Below are 20771 nucleotides of genomic sequence, written 5' to 3' on the forward strand. Positions count from 1 at the left end.
CGAAGGACTTCGGAAACCGGGGACCGCCGTGCCCGGAGGCATCGACCAGGATGTGGCTCGGCCTGAGTTCGCCGTGGATCAATCCGTATACGGTGCGCGGATACCCATACGGCCTGGACATCACATAAAATGTGGCAACATATTCATGTTTGATCCACCGCCGCGGGACGGGGAATTGATGTTGTCGTTTGAGCGGTTCGACTTCGACAGGGTTGAATTCATGACGGGCATCTCTGAGAGTGTGGCGCAACTTCACGACCCACCTTTCGGCGGCCCGTATATCTATACCAGAGACATTGGGCTGAATCTAACGACTCGGGTGATCGGCGGTGTGGCTGCGAGTGCCTGGTTTCCCACGACGATAGAGCGTTGGCGTAGCTCGGATGGATCGGGCCGCCTCGTGCGTAGAGAATACCCTCCCGAGTTTTCCTCAACTGGCGCAGCCGGGATGTGGGGGGAAGCGGATGCGGCGCTCCACGATGTGCAGGTAATTGATCGCCCGGTTCGGGCCGGAGAGTACAGCACGCTCAGGGACGTATGGGAAGGCGTCATGCCTTTATCTCACAATCCTGAGAGCCTCTCACGGCAGCTAATGTCTGTGAGCGGCGGAAGCGCGCAGGCCCTGCTTGGGGCTGTGAGGGACATCTATTATGACCTGGGGGTTGTGGAGGCGTCACTGCGTGCCGCGATTCTGCGTGTGCTGGCAGGAGTGGAGGGCCTGAGCCTTGCAGGAATAGCCTCAGATAAATCCGGCCGTGAGGTTTTCGGTGTTTCCGCACAGACAGATGGCCAGGGGGTACAGTTCACTCTTATTTTGGATCCGGCGACGGGGGAATTGAACGCGCACCAAGAAGTTCTGGTGAAGCGTGCCGAGAAACTTGACCTGGAGCCCCCCGGGCTTCTCTCCTACGGTGAGCGGCAGGCATGGGGAAGAACGTGGGACACTGGATCGCGTCCTTGAGCAACGACCGATGGGCCCCTGAGTGAATTGGTGCCCAGATCGAGAGAACACTGCTCCAGGACCGCAGCTAACAGTCCTGGAGCAGCGGTTCCTCGATGGCGTCGAACCGTGGAAGCACTTACGGCCGGGGCTCCTTGGCGATAGCGCGGATGCCGTGTGGCCAGGGCCGCGGTTTCTCCGGCGTTGAGACGCCTACTGATCGCTCCTGAGCTTGGTCAGGCGCATGCCTCGAAGAAGCGGGCCTGATCGTTGTTGGAGGAGCCGACGTACGCGGACAGCGAGTTCGGGGCCTCCGTCCAGAGCCGGTGGACGGAGTCGTCCCAGACGGTGACCTCCAGGAATCCGGTGTTGACCCAGGACGAAGTCTGGCCGGCGAAGCTGTACACCTCGAAGTCCATGACTTCGTCGCAGTGCGGGTCGCTCCACTGCAGACGGCGGCCTGCGACGTTCTCGTTCCAGTCCCGGTTTTGGTAGAAGCAGTACCAGCGCACGCTGGTGCCCCGCGGGCACTGGTGGTAATCGGCCGCTGGCAGCCGCGGGGCAACGGCCGCACCACCGGAGCGTGCGCCCTCCAGCTTGGCGTAGAGGGCCTGGAGTTGCGGACTATCGGGGGGCGTCTGCTTGACGCCGGGCAGAGGGAGAACCAGGACGACCTTGCCTCCGCGCCAGGCGATCTCGTTCGAACTGATCTGCATCCCGCCAGGCGCGGTATGAGAGAGGGTGTCGTCGATCTCCCGCTGGAGTAAGCCGCGATCAGCGGTGCTGAGTGCCTCGACCTGGGGTCTGCCATCCGCCCGGGCTGCAGCCGGCAAGTTCGTCGGGGCTGTGGCGATTCCACTGGCCGTCGAGGCTCCGGCGGCCCAACTGGTCGCCGAGGTCAGGGTGAACACCGCGGCTATACCCAGGAACGCCGCGATCACGACTTTGGTCGCTGAGCGCAACAACGTCTCCTCCTTCGAGGGTTGGAATGTCCTTTTGTGAGACCGGTTGCATGTCAGCTGGTACGGAACCAGTTGGCGCGGTCGTTGTTCGTGTCGCCGACGTAGGTGGAGTGAGAGTGGTCATTCTCCGTCCACAGTCTGGGACCGGTACCTTGCGGCTTTCCCGCAGTCTGGTCGTAGACCCAGATTGTCTTCCCGCCACCGTTGACCCAGGACGAGGTTTCGTCCTCGAATCCGTAATCCGAGAAGTAGACGTTCGACAGGTGCTCCGCATTCCACTGCAGGCGCCTGTTGCCGTAGTTGTCGTCCTGGTAGAAGCAGTACCAGTCGTTACCGAGAGTTTCGGTGGGGCATCCGCCGACCGTCGCTGCTGTCGGTTGCGCGGCAGGGCTGATCGTGATGCCTTGCCTGGCCGCTTCCTTCTTGGCTGCCGTGCGCTGCAGTTCCTGCGCGGCGGCGCTTGACGGCGGAGCCTTGTCGTCTCCGGGAAGCGGGAAGGCCATGATGACGTCTCCGTCGTGCCAGGAGATCTCGTAGGCGCTTATTTGCGTGCCACCGTATTGGGCGATGGTCGAATCTATCTGCTGCTGAAGTGATTCCGGCGCAGCAGAAGCCGTATTCGTCAGCCCCAGCGCAGCAGCACTGGAAAAGACGAGGATCGCGAGATTCCGGAGTGGTCTGCTCACATGCTTCCTTCGTTGTATTGGCGAGTGGACCCTGTGCCCACTGGCCCGAAGAGAAGCTATGAAGTCCCTGTGTGCACGTCAACGGTGTTCTGTCTTCCAGCCGTCACGCAGCGTCAGAGAAAAATCTTGATCGATTGGAATGCGGCTCGATAGGAGCTCGCCCTAAGACACCCTGTCCTGCGGGTTTAGTTGAGTATGAAACGGATCAGGAGACTCACCTTCCGCTCAAAATGATACAGAGCGCACCCTTACATTTTTGGAGAAATGTCCAAAAGAGTCGCCTCGTGGCTGGAAACCGTGGCGGATAGCCGTCCACCGCGTGGGGCTTCGTCCTGCAAGGCGGCTTCGGCTGACCGCCCCCTGGAGGGCGAGGGGACGGCTGTCCGACGAGGCCCAGTCGGCAGCCGACGACCCGTCAGGGCCGTCGGCTTGTGCAGCACACCGGCATTTACCGCCCGCGCGCAGTGAGTGGCCGGGTCATCCGGTAAGCGTTGCGCTGAGGTAGGTGCGGTAGTTGATCACCGCGGGGATATGGACATTCAGCTTGCCTGCTGTCTTGGTCAACGTCTCCTCCACTCCCAGCACTTGCCCTGAAACGGGATCTACGATGAAGGTGTAGCGGGTGGGCAGGCCGCTACCCGCAGAAGTCGCGGAGAACGCTTCTCCGTGACGGCCGGCGCGGTCCACAGCGTCGCCTTCGAAGGTGAGGCTCGGCAACTGTCCAATGACGTGAAGCAACGCAGCGCGCTGCTGCGGCCCCAGTACCTGCCTCTGCAGCAGGTCGCCTGCGGCCTGAGCGGCACCCATCGGGTCAGACAACGAAACGTTGGACCGGGATTGCAGCCATGCCCTGAATTCACCGGGATCTCCCGGGACTGTGCCACCCAGCCTGGATCGGCCCAGCGGGTGAGTCTCCGACTGACCCCGGGTGGTCTGCTGCTCAGTGCCTGTGCCGTCCGCATGAACCGTCACCACATAGTCCTGGGGCACCAGGGTCGACTCGGCATCGCCGCCGGTGTCCTCGCGGGTGAACAGCGACCAGCTCTTCCAATGAATCCGCCCGCCTGCGGGCGAAGGGCTTGAGGGCTGGCTATCAGTTGTTCGCCGCTCGATCTGCTGTAGGAGTACTGCGGCTGGCGCGGCGTCTGCGGTCTGCGAGTAGAGCAGAGGTGGTGGGGTAGCGGCGTAGGCAGAAGTCGAGGAGTTGCCGGTGCCGAAGCCAAGGACCACCGTGACGATCATCGCGGCAGTGATGGCGACGCCGGCCATTGCGACTCTGAGCGGTCGGCGACGTAAGACCACGCGATAGACCGACTCTTGTGACGAGGCCGGAGAGGTGGAGAGGATCTGCTGAAGATCCGCATCGGCCCGCTGTCGGTCAACGACGCAGCTTTCTGCAGGATCAGCCGGTGACATCGTCCTTCGAATCTGTGTAGTCAGTCTCATGTTCTGACCTCCGGTTTCATCTCGCCATGAAGGCCCCGATCCGTGACCTCTTCTCGTGACAACTCGCTCTGAAGACGACGCCGCGCCCGGTACAGCCGGACAGAGCACACAGCAGCGCTGCAGCCAAGGACACGTGCCGCTTCGCCCACGCCTAACCGCTCCCAGCCGATCAGAGCCAGAAGTTCACGATCGTCCGTGCTCAGTCGAGCCCACGCCCGCTGGACCGCGTTCGCCTCAGCCACCTGGTCACCAACGTCTCGGACCATCAGCGCCCGAGACTCCTCGCCGGCCTGTCGAGTCATGAGACGATCCGCTCGCTCCGAGGACCGCAGATGGTTGGCCACGATTCTGCGAGCCACGCCATACAGCCAGGGCAGCGCCTTGGGTGGGATGTCGTCCATCCGCCGCCACGCGACAGCGAAGACCTCCGCCGCGATATCCGGTGCGTCATCCGCGCCTACGCGCCGATACGCGTACCGCAGTACAGAGCCATAGTGCTTCGCGTACAGCACGCTGAACGCCTGCGAGTTCTGCACGGGCACTCCTCTAAATGGGCCATGTCCTCTTCTTGTCCGGTCGGCCCCTGCTTCTTACAAAGCAACTCGCGTGAAGTTCGTTGCTGACTGCCGGATCCGGTCGCGTCGTCGGATCATCGCTCGGTCGACGGACTCGCCGATGGTGTCGGTGTTGGTCTGGGAGCGCTTCGGGCAGTTGTGGTACTTCGCCTTCAGAGGGCGATATGCAAGTTGCTGGGTGAGAGGTCAGCGAGGACGAGCTGTGTACGACGATGCTCGCCATGCCCCCGCCGTGCGCGAGGAGTTCTGCCAAGGCGGAGTACGCCCATCTGATCCTGAGGACGATCGCCGATGAGGTGCTATCCAGTCTGCAACGCGATCACCTCTGCCCGTCAGACCAACGCCGCGAAGGTCCACGGCCTGTGCGTCGACTACACCGACGACGGCGCCCTGTTGCAGCTCAAGGGCATTGGCAAGAACGAAGCCCGTCACCGCCGCACTCGCCGCCTCTGGCCCTGCCGAGGCCGCCGTCGCCGAGCCGGACACCGTCCTGGACTTCGATGCCCGCGGCACGTATGCCGAAGCGGCCCAGGACCAATTCATCGCCCGTGTGAGGGCCTACACCCGGGATGACGTCCACCCGCCGTCCCTGTTGCTCCGCGTCACCCTTGCAGAGCAGACCACCCCCACGGGCACATCCGCTCACGCATCGCTCACGCACAAGCCCGAAAACGAAGCAGCGCCCGACCCGACCGAAGCCGACTCAGGCGCTGCACAGCAGGTCAGAGGGGGTATCCCCGTCACCCGCACCGTAGACCCTGTGGGACTCGAACCCACAACCAATGGATTAAAAGTCCACTGCTCTGCCAATTGAGCTAAGGGTCCTCGCGATGTTGCCTCCCCGAGCATAGCGGGAGGTGGCCGTGTCTCCGATCGGGTATCGGGGACACGGCCGCGCCGGACGGCGAAACAGGGGGCGAGCAGGGCCGGGACGAGGGACCGACTGATCCGGAGTGTTACGGATCTACCGGTTCGGGCACACCGTGCTAGGGATCCACCGGTTCGGGCGCCCCCGCCCGCGCCGCCTCCCGCGCCTTCGTGCGGGCGTGTTCCGGGTTCAGGAACCACTCCCGGGCCGAGGCGAACCACCAGGCCGCCGCGAAGCCGAGGACGACCAGCACCGCCACCGGCGCGTAGTTGAAGGACTCCCACGTGACCGGCGACACCTGCGGCAGCATGAACAGCACGGTGATCACGATCACCCACACCACCGACACCGTGCCGATCAGCCGCGACCACCGGCCCAGATGCCAGGGCCCGCGCTGGAAGTCGTCCCCCTTGCCCAGCCGCAGCAGGGTCGGGATGACGTACGCGATGTACAGGCCGATCACCGCGATCGACGTCACCGCCGCGTACGCCGTGACATTGATCAGGTAGGGCAGGCCGAGCACCAGCGCGCCCGCCGCCGCCAGCCACACCGCCGCCACGGGCGTCCGCGAGCGCGGGCTCACCGTGTGCCAGATGCGGGAGAACGGGAGCGCGCCGTCGCGTGAGAAGGCGTAGATCATGCGGCTGTTGGCCGTCACCGACGCCATCCCGCAGAAGAGCTGCGCACCGATCACCACCAGGAGCAGGAGCTTGCCCGCCGTCGCTCCCAGGGCGTCGAGGAGGATCTGCGCCGGGGGTGCGCCCGTCGCCGAGTTCAGCTCCCCGTTGTACGACTGGATCGCGTACGTGAAGCCCAGGAGCAGGACGAAGCCCGCTATCCACGACGTCCAGATCGAGCGGACGATGCCCTTCGGGCCCGCCGTCGACGCGTCGTGGGTCTCCTCCGTCATGTGGGCGGAGGCGTCGTAGCCGGTGAAGGTGTACTGCGCCATCAGCAGGCCCAGCAACACGACATAGACACCGCTGCCCCAGCCCGTGTTGTTCACGAACTTCGTGAAGACGAAGGTCGTCGACTGGTGGTGGTCGGGGACGAAGGTGAGGGCCCCTACGATCACGCCCACCCCCACCACGTGCCACCACACGCTGACGTTGTTGAGGAGGGCGACGATCTTCACGCCGAAGGTGTTCAGCAGGCCGTGCAGGACGAGGATGCCGGCGAAGAGGAGGACCGTGCGGCCCGGCGTCACCTTGAAGTCGAACTGGAGGTTCAGGTACGCGCCCAGGAAGGACGCGGCGCCGAAGTCGATGCCCGCGGTCACCGCGACCTGGCCGAGGACGTTGAACCAGCCCGTGAACCACGCCCAGGCCGCCGCCGTGCGCGGGGGCGCCAGGCGGTGGGCCCAGAAGTACAGGCCCGCCGAGGTCGGGTAGGCGGAGCAGATCTCGGCCATCGACAGGCCGACGAAGAGGGTCATCAGGCCTACGGCCACCCAGCCCCACATGATCACGGCCGGGCCGCCCGTGTTCATGCCGAACAGATACAGCGTCAGGCAGCCCGACAGGACCGAGATGATCGTGAAGGAGACCGCGTAGTTGGAGAACGCCGACATGCGGCGGGCGAGAACCTGCGTGTAGCCGAGTTGGGCAAGCCGTTCTTCGTCGGAGAGACCGGGGGGATCTCCCTTTGACAGCCCACTCGCTATGGCGTCATCTGTCATGCCCCCAGCGATTCCCTCACCGGGGGCGTGACATGCGCCACTTAAGGAATCGATAAGGACTCGATGTGGCCAAAAAACGCCCTAGGAGTCACATCAGAAGACGCCCTTGTAGCCCTGCCACCCGCCCGAGATCTTCACCCGCGCCCCGAACGACCCCTTCCCGTCACCGCTGTTGCGGAACAGGTTGCCCGCCGAGTCCCGCTCGACCAGGTCCGCCTTCCCGTCCCCGGTGATGTCCCCGACCCCGACCACCACGTTGTACGACCCGCCCCACGCGCCGAACAGCTTCACGCGCGCCCCGAACGTGCCGTGGCCGGTGCCGTAGTAGCGGTACACGGTGTTCGACCTGTCCTGGGCGATCAGGTCGCCGATGCCGTCGCCGTTGATGTCACCGACGCCGACGACCTTCTTGTACGTCTTCCAGTCGGCGTACAGCTTCACGCGGGCGGAGAGCTTGCCGGTGCTGGTGCCCTTGTAGAGGTACACGGTCCCGGTCGACGTGTTGCGCGCGATCAGGTCCGGACGGCCGTCACCGCTGATGTCGCCGGGCGCGGTCAGCACGTCGTACTGGTTCCAGCCGCTGGTGCCGAGTGACGTGTACGCCGTCGACGGCTTCAACACCCCATCGCAGCCCGGCTTGTACGCCCGCAGCGCCCCGGTCTTCAGCCGGACCAGGACGTCGTTGCAGCGGTCCCCGCTCAGGTCGCCGACCGACACCACCTTGTCGGCCGTCGTCCAGCCGGTACTGCCGCCGACCGACGAGGAGAACGTGCCCTTGCCCGAGCCCTGCCGGAAGGCCAGCGTGCCCGAGGAGCTGAGGGTGACCAGGTCACCGACGGAGTCGCCGCCGCCGATGTGGTCGTGGCGAGCCGGCGCGGCGTCGAACAGCCGGACCGTGCCGCTCGCCGTCACCGGGGCGCCGACCCCGTCGGCCGGCGTCACGGACAGCGTCCAGTCGTACGACCCGTTCGTCAGGAACGCCCCCTTGGCGTCCGTCCCGAACCAGCCCACCTTCACCTCGCCGCGCGTCTCACCGCCGTCGCGCGTGTCCACGACCTTGCCGGTGGCCCGGCTGCGCACGGTCAGCTGCCAGCCCGCGGCCGGCTTCGACAGCAGCAGGGTGGTGAGGGTGGACGGTGTCGTGTCGATCTCCCGCGCGCCGAGCGTGGCCGCCGAGTCGACCGGGGCGAGCAGCCGCAGCGGCTGCTGTGTCACGCCGGTCGGTACGAGGTGCACGCGCTCCTGGTCGTCGACGTAGGCCACGTTCCCGGTCGACTCGTCGACCGTCCAGCGCACCTCGCGCTGGGAGACCCCGGTGTCGGGCAGCGCGCCGATCACCCGGCTCACGGGTGTGCCGTCCGCGACCGTCGTGAGGACCAGCTGCCCGGCCTGTCTGTCGTGCGTGACGACGAATCCGTCGCCCAACTCCGCGTCACCGGAAGGGACTTGCACGGACCTCTTCGCCGTACGGTCGTAGACGCCCGCCGTGCCGTCGGCGCAACTCCAGTACAGCCAACGGCCGTCGGCCCGCAGTTCGGTGGGCGCGCAGCCGGCGTCCGTGGTGAGGGTCTCGGTGGTCTTCTTCGTGGTGAGGTCGTACGCCGTGAGGGTGCCGGGGGTGGTGCCCGGCGTCCACAGGGTGTCGCCGGAGAGGGCTGCGGCGCCGGGGGTGCGGGTGAGCGCCGGGGTGCCGCTGCCGATCCGGTGGACGGTCTGCGCGGTCGCCGTGGTGTGGATCAGGTACCGGCCGGAGACGTCGGTGATCCGGCCGCCGGCGGGCACCGACTGCTCCCAGTAGTCGTACGGGCCGGACCCGCTGACGGTGAGACGGTCGTAGTCGGCCGATTTCTTCGACAGCCAGACCGCACGGTCGTCGTCCGTGCCGTACAGCTGCGAGCAGCCGACCTCCGTGTCCGGGCAGTCGCCGACGAGCAGATCGGTCCCGTCGTACGAGGACCGCGCCCCGAACGTGGGCGTACCGGTCGCGGCGACGGTCCGCACGTAGTCGTCGCGAACCCCGCCCCAACTGGCGTCCGCGACGGTCAGCCGCCCCTGCTCCAAGGCGATTCCCTGGATCTTGTACGGCGGTTTCGGCAGCGGCTTGACGAGGGTGACGGCCGGCCTGCCGTCGGGGCCGGCCTGGATGCGCTGGACGCCCCAGTCGTCGGCGCCGGTGCGGCCGATCACCACGGCGGTGCCGTCCGGTACGGCGGAGACGCCGGAGTTCGAGGAGGCGATCAGGGTGACCGGGGCGCCGCCGGCGATCGGTACCGCCGTCACCTGGCCCAGGCTGCCGGGGCGGTGCACGAGCCAGTCGCCGACCACGGAGAGGTCGTCCGCCGTGGCTGTGCCGCTGCTGCTGGTGTCCAAAGTGACCTCGACCGGCGCCGCTGACAGGTCCGAGCGGGAGAAGACGAGCGCCTTCGGGCTCTGGGCGCCGCTGTACACGACAAGGTGCTCGGGCGAGATCTTGGCGGACAGGTAACCCGAGGGCAACGGAGGCGTCCAACCACGGACCCGGCCGGTCGCCGGGTCGACGTCGACCATGCGGACGGAGTCGTCCAGTCGGGCGAGGAAGATCATCCCTGAGGCATCGCCCCGCAGCGGCCCCGCGATCGTCATGCCCTCGGGCGCGCCGTCCCCGACGATCACATCGCGCGTGGTGCCGTCGGGGCCCGCGGACAGCAGGTGCTTGACCCTGGTGGTGGTCCCGTCCGCGGCGGTGACGTTCTCGAGAGTGGCGACGATGCCGCCGAACACACCGGCGTACACGGACTGTCCCGTGGGCACCTGAACGGTGGTCGACGTGCCGTCGACGGCGTTCCACAGGACGTAGCGGCCGTCGCTGTAGCGGTTCGCGAGGACGTCGCTGCCCGTGCTCAGGGTAGCCACCGTGCCGGCGCCCACCGGCGCGTCGAACGACGTGCCGTCCGAGTAGCGCGTCCACACCACTCCGCGGCCCTCCAGCCGGTGGAACACGCCTTGGCTGCCCGCTCCGTCCCCGCCCGAGGTGGTGTCGGGGTAGTAGAGCGACGCCGTCGTGTACGTACTGCGCAGCGCGGCCGGTACGACCGTCTCCTGCGCCGTGCCCACGGCCGACGCGGGTGTCGGCAGCAGTGGGCTCAACCCCGCCGCGAGCACGGCCGAGACAGCTATACCTGTGAAGGCATGACGAGCCAAGGAATCCTCCCCCAGAGAAGAGAGGGATGCATGGCGTTCTCGCTGCCCCCGGCCCCCAGCCGTCACATCCCCCACAGAAGTCGGCTGATCATACAGTCGGCACACAGCCGCAAGCGCGCAAAAAAATGGCCCCCACCCGAACCCGGGCGGGGGCCATCTCACTGCTCTGCTATGTCACCGGACGTCAGCCGTTGCGCTTCCAGCGGGGCTTGTCGTCGCGGCGGCCGAAGGAACCGGTGCCGGTACCCGTGCCGGTGGTGCCGCGGTGGCCGGCCGGGCGGTCGTGGCCGCCGGCGCGGAAGCCGGGGCGGTCGCCCTGGCGGTCACGGTTGAACGGGCGGTCGCTGCCCCGGTGACCGGTCGCGGGACGGTCGTCGCGACGGAAACCGCCGGTCGCGGGACGGTCGTTGCCACCGCGGTCGTCGCGGCGGAAGCCACCGGACGGACGGTCGTCACGACGGTCACGGTCGAAAGAACGGCCGCCACGGTCGCCGTCACGGCGGTCGTTGCTGAAGCCGCCCGAGGGACGGTCGTCGCGGCGGAAGCCGCCACGGTCGCCACCGCGGTCGTTGGCACCGCGGTCGTCACGACGGAAGCCGCCCGAGGGGCGCTCGTCACGACGGTCGAAAGAACGGCCGCCACGGTCGCCGCCGCGGTCGTTGCCACCGCGGTCGTCGCGGCGGAAGCCACCGGACGGACGGTCGTCACGACGGTCACGGTCGAAAGAACGGCCACCGCGGTCGCTGCCGCCGCGGTCGTCACGACGGAAACCACCCGAGGGACGGTCGTCGCGACGGAAGCCACCACGGTCGCCACCGCGGTCACGGCGCTCGTAGTTGCCGCGGTCGTCACGCTGCTGGCGCGGACGGTCGTAGGAAGAGGACTCCTCGCGCACCGGCGCCTCGACGACGGCCGACTGCTCGGCGGCCGCGGCCTCGACCACGGCGGCGGCCTCGGCCACCGCCGTCTCCGGGTCGTCGCCCCGCTCGCGCGCGGCACGGGCGATCAGGCGGTCGGACTCCTCGCGGAGCTCGGCGGCACGGCGCGTGGCCCGCTCCAGCTCCTTGGTGAGCTGGGTGACCTCGCGCTCGGCCTGCTGCGCGGCGTCGCCCGCGGACTGGGCCTGGACCTCGGTCATCGAACGGGCGCCGGTGATCTCGGCGACCTCGGGCTCGAAGGCCGTACCGGTGTTGATGATGTGACGCCCGGCGTCGACGCCCGCGTCCTCCATCAGCCGGAAGATTTGACGGCGCTGGTGCGGCAGCGAGAGGGAGACGACGGTGCCCGTACGACCGGCACGCGCCGTGCGGCCCGCGCGGTGCAGGTAGTCCTTGTGGTCGCCGGCCGGGTCCACGTTCAGGACCAGGTCGATGCCGTCGACGTGGATACCGCGGGCGGCGACGTCGGTCGCGACGAGCGCGTTGACGTAGCCCTCCTTGAAGTCCGCCAGCGTCCGCGTGCGGGCGCCCTGCGTCATGCCGCCGTGCAGCGCGTCGGCCTTCACGCCGGACTCGCGCAGCTGCTCGGCGATGCGGTCGGCGCCCAGCTGGGTGCGGACGAAGATGATCGTGCGGCCCTTGCGGGAGGCGATCGCGGCGGTGACCGGCGCCTTGTCCTTGGGCTTCACGATGAGGATGTGGTGGGACATCGTCGTGACGTTGCCCTGCGCGCTGTCGACCTCGTGCGTGACCTGGTCCTTGAGGTAGCGCTTGACCAGGGTGGAGATCTCGTTCTCCATGGTCGCGGAGAACAGCATGCGCTGGCCGCCGGCCGGGATCTGGTCGAGCAGCTCGGTGACCTCGGGCAGGAAGCCCAGGTCGGACATCTGGTCGGCCTCGTCGAGGACGGCGATCCGCACGTCTTCGAGGGAGCAGGCGCCGCGGTTGATGATGTCGCGCAGGCGGCCGGGAGTGGCGACCAGCACATCCACGCCGCGCTCCAGGGCGTAGATCTGGTTGCCCATGGACGTACCGCCGCAGACGACCTTCATCTTCAGGCCGAGGACGTCGCCGTAGGGCTGCAGGGCGTCCGCCACCTGCATCGCGAGCTCGCGGGTCGGGGTGAGGATGATGCCGCGCGGGTGCTTCTTCTCGGTGCGGCCGCCGGACAGCGTCGCGAGCAGCGGCAGACCGAACGAGAGGGTCTTGCCGGAGCCGGTGCGGCCACGGCCGAGGATGTCCTTGCCGGCCAGGGCGTCCGGGATGGTCGCCGCCTGGATCGGGAAGGGGGCTGTCACACCGTTCTGCGCGAGCTTGCGCACGATGCCCTCGGGGAGACCGAGGGACGCGAAGGTGACCTCGGGGGCCGCCTCGGTGGTGGCCTCTACGGCCGTCTCGTCACCCTCGTTCTCGTTCTCGGGCATGACGATGTGATCAGTACTGGAAATGGACATGCGAATGCGAAACCTTCCGGAGTATCCGTCGGCACGCGCCCGTCAACTCCGTGATTCGCTATCGACCGCCTCAATGCGGTCCGCCACGGCAAGGGAGAGTACGCGCCACACGGCGCGCTCTACAGTGGCGCCGGGCAATGGGATCAAACGATCTACCACCTTACGCACCTACCACCCCCCAACGCAAACCACCCTTCATTGACGTGCGTCACACCGCAGCACACACCCGTTCCTACGCCGGCGACCCGGCCGCCGGCGCCGGTTCACGGTCCACCAGTTGCGGTACGGGGTCCTCGTGGGCCGAGGACGAGGGCTCCGCGACGGTCGGCTCGACGGACGGCGGCGGAGGACTCGGCGACGGATCGGCGGGCGGAGGAGTCCGCGTCGGGGTCGGCTGCGGCGCGGCCGTGGTCGGCGCCCCCGGCCTGGGACTCGCACCCGGTCCGGGCGCCCTGGAGGCGGACGGACTCGCCGCGCCCCCCGAAGCGGACGGTGAGGCCGAACCCGAGGCGGACTCCCCCGGCTTCGGCTTCCCGTGCCCGTGCTTCCCGTCCCCCGCCGACCCGCCGAACCCGATCCCGCCCCCCGGCCCCCCCGAACCACCGTCCGGCGCCACACCGCCATGCTGCCCGGCGGAGTGGGACGGCTTGGCACCGCCGCCCGCGTCGTCGCCCACGCTCATACAGCCGGCGGCAGCGGCGACGACAGCGACCGCGGCGGCCAGACGGACGGGTACGTACATGGGGCGCACGGGGCCACCTCCGAGGGCGGAAAAAGGGAGTCCCCCTCTCAACTCCCACCGCCCACCGGAAGACACGCGCCGCAGCGCCGACCCCTGTTTCCTGGCCGGAGAAGACCGGTTCCCGACCCGTTCCAGCCCCTCACCGACCGGGAATCGCCGTTACGGCACCCACCGCGCCACCCCCAACTCCCCTCCCCCGGAATCGACTTCGAACACATACCGGACAAGCTCGGCCCGCCGCACCGCGCCCACAGCCCCGAACCCGCGTTCGTCCCGGACAATGGACCTGTGCTGGAAATGACACGCGAGGCGTTCGAAGAGCTGGTGAGTGAGGCCCTGGACCGGATCCCGCCGGAGCTGACGCGGGTCATGGACAACGTGGCCGTGTTCGTCGAGGACGAACCCGACCCGTCCGACCCCGAGCTGCTCGGCCTCTACGAGGGGACGCCGCTCACCGAACGCGGCGAGTGGTACGCCGGTGTCCTGCCCGACCGGATCTCGATCTACATGGGCCCGACCCTGCGCTACTGCGCGACCACGGAGGACGTCGTCCACGAGGTCGCCGTCACCGTCGTCCACGAAGTCGCCCACCACTTCGGCATCGACGACGAGCGCCTCCACGAACTGGGCTGGGGCTGACCCACTCCCGTGCCCCGCCCCGCCTACGTACGCCTTACTCCCGTGACCCGCCCCGCATACCTGCCCCCACCCCTGGGCATACGGGACCAATGGCCAGCGTCCCCGTCGCAGCCCTGAACCGCCTCCGCCGAGCCCAGCACGCCCTGATCCGCCAGTACCGCGCCCGCCGTCCCCGGCCCACCGTCGAACTCGTCCCGCAGCCCCACCCCTGGCCCCGCGCCCTCGGCCTCGTCATGGTCGTCGTCATCGGGGCCTGGCTCGGGCTGCTGATCGTGGGCAACGTACGGGCCCAGGTCGGTCCGATGAACACGACCATGACCCTGCGCCCGTCCCTCACCGGCGGCACGAAGATCAACGTCTCCCCGCTCGGCGCCCTGTCCCTCGACAGCCACCACGCCCCGGTCCGCCTGGACGTCAACGTCGACCAGCTCGACCCGGAACGCTCCCAGGCCCTCGTCGACCACCCCGAGCGCCTCTCCGGCCTCCAGGACGAGGTCGCCCGTGACGTCGAACACGGCACCCTCGACCTGGCCGTACGGTCCTGCACGGCCGTGGTCCTCGGCGCCACGACCCTGGGCCTCGCGGTCTACCGCCGCCCCCGCCGAGCCCTCGCGGCCGGCGGCCTGGCTCTCACACTCCTCGCCGCATGCGGAGCGACGGCGTACGCGACCTGGAACCCCAAGTCGATCCTGGAGCCGAAGTTCTCGGGCCTGCTCTCCTCCGCCCCGTCCCTGGTCGGCAACGCGCGCAACATCGTCACCGAATTCGACGTCTACCAGAAGGAGTTGGCCCGACTGGTGACGAACGTGACGAAGCTCTACGACGTCACGTCCACGCTCCCCGCCTACCAGCCGGACCCGACCACGATCCGCGTCCTGCACGTCTCGGACATCCACCTCAACCCCGCGAGCTGGAAGATCATCGCGTCGCTGGTGGAGCAGTACAAGGTGAACGTGATCGTCGACACCGGCGACACCATGGACCACGGCACGACGGCCGAGAACGGCTTCCTCGACCCGATCGCCGACCTGGGCGCGCCCTACGTCTGGGTCAGGGGCAACCACGACTCCCTCGCCACCCAGCGCTACCTCGAACACATCAAGAACGTGCACGTCCTGGACGGGGGGCGGGCGGAGACGGTCGCGGGCGTGCGCTTCGCGGGCATCGGCGACCCCCAGTTCACCCCGGACCGCTCGACCGCCCCCGGCGCCGACAACGCGGAGGAACTCGCCGGCGACCAACTCGCCTCCGCCCTCCGCGACCAGCAGGCCGCCGGCACCCCGGTCGACATCGCCCTGGTCCACGAACCGTCGGCGGCACGCCAGACCGACGGCGAGGTCCCCCTGGTCCTGGCCGGCCACCTCCACCACGAGGGCACCGAGGTCATGAAGCACGGCACGCGCCTGCGCATCGAGGGCTCGACGGGCGGCAGCGGACTACGCGCCGTAGAAGGCAAGTACCCCGACCCGATCGAGGCGTCGATCCTCTACATCGACCGCGACACCCACCGCCTCCAGGCCTGGGACGAGATCAAACTCGGCGGCCTGGGCCTGACGACGGCCGAGGTCAGCCGCCACCTCCCGAAGGAGAACCTGCCGGGCGCACCGCAGTCACCGAGTCCGTCCCCGAGCACCTCCCCAAGTCGGTCCCCCGGCGAGTCCTCAAGCCGGTCCCGGACCCCCTCCCCAAGCCCCTCCCCGTCGGCCTCGTAAACCGTTTTGGCGATACCTCCCGCCATCCCATATGCTTCTCACGTCCCCGACGCGCTGAGAAGCGCCCAGGCGGGCCGATAGCCCTCATCGTCTAGCGGCCTAGGACGCCGCCCTTTCAAGGCGGTAGCACGGGTTCGAATCCCGTTGGGGGCACGCAACACCGTGTGCGACACTGGCTCCGCCAGTTCGCGCGCAACAGCAAGGTCCTGTGGAGCAGCTTGGAGTGCTCGCCACCCTGTCAAGGTGGAGGCCGCGGGTTCAAATCCCGTCAGGACCGCTGAGGTTCCGCGAGGAATCTCGTGGCTGGGTAGCTCAGTTGGTACGAGCGATCGCCTGAAAAGCGATAGGTCGCCGGTTCGACCCCGGCCCCAGCCACCGGATCGAAAGCCCTGTCCCACCGGGACGGGGCTTTCGTCGTAACCCGGACTACACAGGGTGGGGCGCGATGGGCCAGGACATCGACCTGGAGAAGATACGGGCGCGGTACGGACTGCTCGCGGTGGTCGGCAGCAACATCGCGATCACGGCGGTGGCGGTCTTCGGCGTATGGCAGCTGAACGGCGACCGCGCGGTGATCGTGGGCGTCCTGACCTCGGCGTTCACCGCGATGGCGGGCCTGACGACGGCGTACCTGGGCATCAAGGCCGTATCCAATACGGCCCAGTCGATGTCCAAGGAGGCGGGCCGCCAACAAGACGCCGAGCGGCAACAATCAGCCCGTCCGGCGCTTGAGGACGAGGCCGTTCAGGCCGACGGGGGTCCGGGGGCGGAGCCCCCGGGAACGGCCACCGTCCCCTCGCCCAGCACTCCGACAACGGCACCCTGACCCACCCGCACGACTCCCGCCGAGCCGCCGCAGGTCACCCCGGACAATTCATTCGCCAGGAATTTCGCCGAGGTGAGATCCTGGACGGCGTATGTCTACGCACCCCGCCTCCGCGCCCGGCCCTTCCGCCCCCGCCCTCGGCGACCTCGCCCCCCGCCTGACCGAGCTGACCCTGCGCGACGCGCACCGGCTCGGGCGCAGGCTCGAAGGCGCGCGCAGCATCCGTAAGCCGGAGGCCCGCGCCGCCGTCCTCGCCGAGATCGAGGCCGAGGTGGCCCGCGGCGAGGAGCGGATGGCCGAGCGGCGCCGCCGTATCCCCGCGATCTCGTATCCGGAGCAGCTGCCGGTCAGCCAGAAGAAGGCCGACATCGCGGCCGCGATCCGCGATCACCAGGTCGTGATCGTGGCCGGTGAGACCGGCTCCGGCAAGACGACCCAGATCCCGAAGATCTGCCTCGAACTCGGCCGCGGCGTCCGCGGCATGATCGGGCACACCCAGCCCCGTCGTATCGCCGCGCGCACCGTCGCCGAGCGCATCGCGGAGGAGATGGACACCCCGCTGGGCGAGGCCGTCGGCTGGAAGGTCCGTTTCACGGACCAGGTGAACCAGGAGTCGACCTTCATCAAGCTGATGACGGACGGCATCCTGCTCGCCGAGATCCAGACCGACCGCGAACTGCGCGCCTACGACACGATCATCATCGACGAGGCCCACGAGCGGTCCCTCAACATCGACTTCCTGCTCGGCTATCTCGCCCAACTGCTGCCCAAGCGCCCGGACTTGAAGGTCGTCATCACCTCGGCGACCATCGACCCGGAGCGTTTCTCCCGGCACTTCGGCGAGGCCCCGATCATCGAGGTCAGCGGCCGGACGTATCCGGTGGAGGTGCGCTACCGCCCGCTGCTGGAGGACGAGTCCGAGGACTCCGACCGCGACCAGATCACCGCGATCTGTGACGCCGTGGAAGAGCTTCAGGGCGAGGGCAAGGGCGACATCCTCGTCTTCCTCTCCGGGGAGAGGGAGATCCGCGACACGGCGGACGCGCTGACGAAGAAGAACTACCGGTTCACCGAGGTCCTGCCCCTCTACGCGCGGCTGTCGCACGCCGAGCAGCATCGCGTGTTCCAGCAGCACACCGGCCGCAGGATCGTTCTGGCCACGAACGTCGCCGAGACCTCCCTCACCGTCCCGGGCATCAAGTACGTCATCGACCCCGGCTTCGCCCGGATCAGCCGCTACAGCCACCGAACGAAGGTGCAGCGGCTGCCCATCAAGGCGGTCAGCCAGGCAAGTGCCAATCAGCGCAAGGGCCGTTGCGGCCGTACGTCGGACGGCATCTGCATCCGCCTCTACTCCGAGGACGACTTCCTCGCCCGCCCGGAGTTCACGGATGCCGAGATCCTGCGGACGAACCTCGCCTCCGTCATCCTGCAGATGACCGCGGCCGGGCTCGGTGAGATCGAGAAGTTCCCGTTCATCGACCCGCCGGACCACCGCAACATCCGCGACGGCGTCCAACTCCTCCAGGAACTGGGCGCGTTGGACCCGGACGAGAAGGACCATCGCAAGCGCCTCACGCAGACCGGCCGCAAGCTCGCCCAACTGCCCGTGGACCCGCGGCTTGCCCGCATGGTGCTGGAGGCCGACAAGAACGGCTGTGTCCGCGAGGTCATGGTGATCGCCGCCGCGCTCTCCATCCAGGACCCACGCGAACGCCCCGCCGAGAAGCAGACCCAGGCCGACCAGCAACACGCCCGTTTCCGCGACGAGTCGAGCGACTTCCTCGCGTTCCTGAACATGTGGCGGTACATCCGCGAGCAGCAGAAGGAGCGCGGCTCCTCCGCGTTCCGTCGCATGTGCAAGCAGGAGTACCTGAACTTCCTCCGCATCCGCGAGTGGCAGGACATCTACAGCCAACTCCGCACGGTGGCCAAGCAGATGGGCATCCAGTTCAACGAGGAGGACGCGGCCGAGCAGAGCGTCCACGTCTCCCTCCTCGCGGGCCTGCTCTCCCACATCGGCACGAAGGACGTGAAGGACGGCGCGAAGAACGAGTATCTCGGCGCCCGCAGCGCCAAGTTCGCGATCTTCCCCGGCTCGGCCCTCTTCAAGAAGACCCCGCGTTTCGTCATGTCGGCGGAACTGGTGGAGACTTCACGCCTCTGGGCCCGCGTCAACGCCAAGATCGAGCCCGAGTGGGTCGAACCCCTCGCCGGCCACCTCCTCAAGCGGACGTACAGCGAACCGCACTGGGAGAAGGACCAGGCGGCCGTGATGGCCTTCGAGAAGGTCACGCTCTACGGCGTCCCGATCATCGCCCAGCGCAAGGTGAACTACGGCCGCATCGACCCGGAGGCGTCCCGCGAGCTGTTCATCCGCAACGCGCTGGTCGAGGGCGACTGGCGCACACACCACAAGTTCTTCGCCGACAACCGCAGACTCCTCACCGAGGTCGAGGAGTTGGAGCATCGTGCCCGCCGCCGGGACATCCTGGTCGACGACGAGACGCTCTACGACTTCTACGACCAGCGGGTGCCCGAACACGTCGTGTCCGGCGCCCACTTCGACTCCTGGTGGAAGCACAAGCACCATGAGGAGCCCGAACTCCTCGACTTCGAGCGCTCGATGCTCATCAACGAGCGCGCGGGAGACATCAGCAAGGCCGACTATCCGGACTCCTGGCATCAGGGGCGGCTGAAGTTCCGGGTGACGTACCAGTTCGAGCCGGGCGCGGACGCGGACGGTGTCACGGTCCACATCCCGCTCCAGGTCCTGAACCAGGTCACGGACGAGGGCTTCGACTGGCAGATCCCCGGGTTGCGGGAGGAGGTCGTCACCGAACTCATCCGCTCCCTCCCGAAGCCGATCCGCCGCAACTACGTCCCGGCCCCGAACTTCGCGCAGCGTTTCCTGGCGACAGCGGTCCCCCTCCAGGAGCCCCTCCCCACCACCATGGCCCGCGAGTTGAAGCGCATGGTCGGAGTCCCCTTCACGGCCGACGACTTCGACTGGTCGAAGGTCCCGGACCACCTGCTCATCACCTTCCGGATCGTGGACGAGCGGCGCCGCAAGATCGCCGAGGACAAGGACCTGGAAGCGCTGAAGGTCCGCCTCAAGCCGAAGGCGCGCCAGGCCATCTCGCAGGCGGCCGCGGCGACGGCCGAGCGCGAGGGCGGCGAGTCCCTGGAGCGCAAGGGCCTCACCGACTGGACGATCGGCTCCCTCACCCGCGTCTTCGAGACCCGCCGGGCCGGCCAGCCGGTGAAGGCGTACCCGGCGCTGGTCGACGACGGCGACACCGTCTCCGTACGGCTCTTCGACACGGAGGAGGAGCAGGCGGAGGCGATGTGGAAGGGCACGCGCCGGCTCATCGTGCGCAACATCCCGGTGAATCCGGCGAAGTTCGCGTCCGAGAAGCTCACGAACGCACAGAAGCTGGCCCTGTCCGCGAACCCGCACGGTTCGATCCAGGCGCTGTTCGACGACTGCGCGCTGGCGGCCGCCGACAAGCTCATCGGCGACTTCGGCGGCCCGGCATGGGACGAGGAGTCGTACCGGAAGCTCTACGAGAAGGTGCGCGCCGAGATCGTCGACACGACGGTCCGCGCGGTGAGCCAGGTCCAACAGGTGCTGGCCGCCTGGCAGGCCTGTGAGCGCCGTCTGAAGGGCGCGAGCAGCCCCGCGTTGCTGGCGAACCTCTCCGACGTACGCGCCCAGCTGGACGCCCTCGTGAAGCCGGGCTTCGTCACGGCGACAGGCATACGACGCCTGCCCGACCTGATGCGCTACATGGTGGCCGCCGACCGCCGCCTCCAGCAGATGCCGACCGGGGTCCAACGGGACACCACCCGCATGGAGAAGGTCCACGAGATGCAGGACGAGTACGCCTGGCTCCTGGAGCAACTCCCGCAGGGCCGCCCGGTTCCGTCCTCGGTCCGGGACATCCGCTGGATGATCGAGGAGCTCCGGGTCAGCTATTTCGCCCACGCGCTCGGCACGGCGTACCCCGTCTCCGACAAGCGGATCGTGAAGGCGATCGACGCGGCCGCACCGTAACAACGCCTGCACACCGAGTGAGTTCGACCAGGCGGGCCCCCTCCTGTACAGTCTCATCTCGCGGCACA

Annotated in this window: 13 protein-coding genes and 4 tRNA genes; 8 read left to right on the forward strand and 9 right to left on the reverse strand. The window is 68.0% G+C overall.

Translation table 11 applies throughout. From position 1 onward, the window contains the following. Window positions 1–145 precede the first annotated feature (145 nt). A complete protein-coding gene (locus tag OG496_RS27655) occupies window positions 146–961 on the forward strand; it encodes a hypothetical protein (RefSeq protein WP_405972803.1) in 816 nt (271 codons plus the stop codon). Window positions 962–1176: 215 nt separating this feature from the next. Here OG496_RS27655 and OG496_RS27660 read toward each other — a convergent pair whose 3' ends face one another. From OG496_RS27660 to OG496_RS27700, 9 genes are all read right to left on the reverse strand, one after another. Then, complete coding sequence (locus tag OG496_RS27660) at window positions 1177–1656, reverse strand: hypothetical protein (protein WP_405972804.1); 480 nt, start codon at window positions 1654–1656, stop codon at window positions 1177–1179. Between the two features lie 299 nt (window positions 1657–1955). Beyond that, a complete protein-coding gene (locus OG496_RS27665; RefSeq protein WP_405972805.1) occupies window positions 1956–2588 on the reverse strand; it encodes a peptidase inhibitor family I36 protein in 633 nt (210 codons plus the stop codon). A 477-nt stretch (window positions 2589–3065) separates the two neighbouring features. Then, entirely contained in the window at window positions 3066–3857 is a 792-nt protein-coding gene (locus OG496_RS27670) for a hypothetical protein (protein WP_405972806.1), read from the reverse strand. Between the two features lie 173 nt (window positions 3858–4030). After that, window positions 4031–4570, reverse strand: coding sequence for an RNA polymerase sigma factor (locus OG496_RS27675; RefSeq protein ID WP_405972807.1), 540 nt, complete (start codon window positions 4568–4570; stop codon window positions 4031–4033). Window positions 4571–5361: 791 nt separating this feature from the next. Beyond that, a tRNA-Lys gene (locus OG496_RS27680) sits at window positions 5362–5434 on the reverse strand. Window positions 5435–5595: 161 nt separating this feature from the next. Then, window positions 5596–7155, reverse strand: a complete 1560-nt coding sequence (locus OG496_RS27685; RefSeq protein WP_405972808.1) for an amino acid permease — start codon at window positions 7153–7155, stop codon at window positions 5596–5598. 93 nt (window positions 7156–7248) lie between these two features. Continuing rightward, window positions 7249–10335, reverse strand: a complete 3087-nt coding sequence (locus tag OG496_RS27690; protein ID WP_405972809.1) for an FG-GAP repeat domain-containing protein — start codon at window positions 10333–10335, stop codon at window positions 7249–7251. Between the two features lie 184 nt (window positions 10336–10519). Beyond that, on the reverse strand, window positions 10520–12727 hold the full coding sequence (locus OG496_RS27695) for a DEAD/DEAH box helicase (protein ID WP_405972810.1): 2208 nt from the start codon (window positions 12725–12727) through the stop codon (window positions 10520–10522). 232 nt (window positions 12728–12959) lie between these two features. Then, complete coding sequence (locus OG496_RS27700) at window positions 12960–13469, reverse strand: hypothetical protein (RefSeq protein WP_366497751.1); 510 nt, start codon at window positions 13467–13469, stop codon at window positions 12960–12962. Window positions 13470–13757: 288 nt separating this feature from the next. On the opposite strand from OG496_RS27700, the gene OG496_RS27705 reads away from it, so the two are divergent. From OG496_RS27705 to hrpA, 7 genes are all read left to right on the forward strand, one after another. Next, window positions 13758–14108 carry a metallopeptidase family protein gene (locus OG496_RS27705; protein ID WP_026179323.1) on the forward strand — a complete coding sequence of 117 codons (351 nt, stop codon included), beginning with the start codon at window positions 13758–13760 and terminating at the stop codon, window positions 14106–14108. Between the two features lie 89 nt (window positions 14109–14197). After that, window positions 14198–15820, forward strand: coding sequence for a metallophosphoesterase (locus OG496_RS27710; RefSeq protein WP_405972811.1), 1623 nt, complete (start codon window positions 14198–14200; stop codon window positions 15818–15820). A gap of 80 nt (window positions 15821–15900) precedes the next feature. After that, window positions 15901–15973, forward strand: a tRNA-Glu gene (locus OG496_RS27715). Window positions 15974–16022: 49 nt separating this feature from the next. After that, window positions 16023–16097: transfer RNA gene (locus OG496_RS27720), tRNA-Asp, on the forward strand. A 24-nt stretch (window positions 16098–16121) separates the two neighbouring features. Continuing rightward, window positions 16122–16195, forward strand: a tRNA-Phe gene (locus tag OG496_RS27725). A gap of 70 nt (window positions 16196–16265) precedes the next feature. Then, window positions 16266–16646 carry a hypothetical protein gene (locus OG496_RS27730; protein ID WP_405972812.1) on the forward strand — a complete coding sequence of 127 codons (381 nt, stop codon included), beginning with the start codon at window positions 16266–16268 and terminating at the stop codon, window positions 16644–16646. A 91-nt stretch (window positions 16647–16737) separates the two neighbouring features. Then, entirely contained in the window at window positions 16738–20703 is a 3966-nt protein-coding gene (gene hrpA / locus OG496_RS27735; RefSeq protein WP_405972813.1) for an ATP-dependent RNA helicase HrpA, read from the forward strand. Window positions 20704–20771 lie beyond the last annotated feature (68 nt).

The organism is Streptomyces sp. NBC_00988 (genome assembly GCF_045162645.1).
Lineage (GTDB): Bacteria > Actinomycetota > Actinomycetes > Streptomycetales > Streptomycetaceae > Streptomyces.

Excerpts from the sequence above, each read along its gene's own strand:
- OG496_RS27660 (WP_405972804.1), bottom strand. The coding sequence starts at position 1,656 with ATGCAGATCAGTTCGAACGAGATCGCCTGGCGCGGAGGCAAGGTCGTC.
- OG496_RS27685 (WP_405972808.1), bottom strand. The coding sequence starts at position 7,155 with ATGACAGATGACGCCATAGCGAGTGGGCTGTCAAAGGGAGATCCCCCC.
- hrpA (WP_405972813.1), top strand. The coding sequence starts at position 16,738 with ATGTCTACGCACCCCGCCTCCGCGCCCGGCCCTTCCGCCCCCGCCCTC.
- OG496_RS27700 (WP_366497751.1), bottom strand. The coding sequence starts at position 13,469 with ATGTACGTACCCGTCCGTCTGGCCGCCGCGGTCGCTGTCGTCGCCGCT.
- OG496_RS27710 (WP_405972811.1), top strand. The coding sequence starts at position 14,198 with ATGGCCAGCGTCCCCGTCGCAGCCCTGAACCGCCTCCGCCGAGCCCAG.
- OG496_RS27670 (WP_405972806.1), bottom strand. The coding sequence starts at position 3,857 with ATGGCCGGCGTCGCCATCACTGCCGCGATGATCGTCACGGTGGTCCTT.
- OG496_RS27655 (WP_405972803.1), top strand. The coding sequence starts at position 146 with ATGTTTGATCCACCGCCGCGGGACGGGGAATTGATGTTGTCGTTTGAG.
- OG496_RS27695 (WP_405972810.1), bottom strand. The coding sequence starts at position 12,727 with ATGTCCATTTCCAGTACTGATCACATCGTCATGCCCGAGAACGAGAAC.
- OG496_RS27730 (WP_405972812.1), top strand. The coding sequence starts at position 16,266 with ATGGGCCAGGACATCGACCTGGAGAAGATACGGGCGCGGTACGGACTG.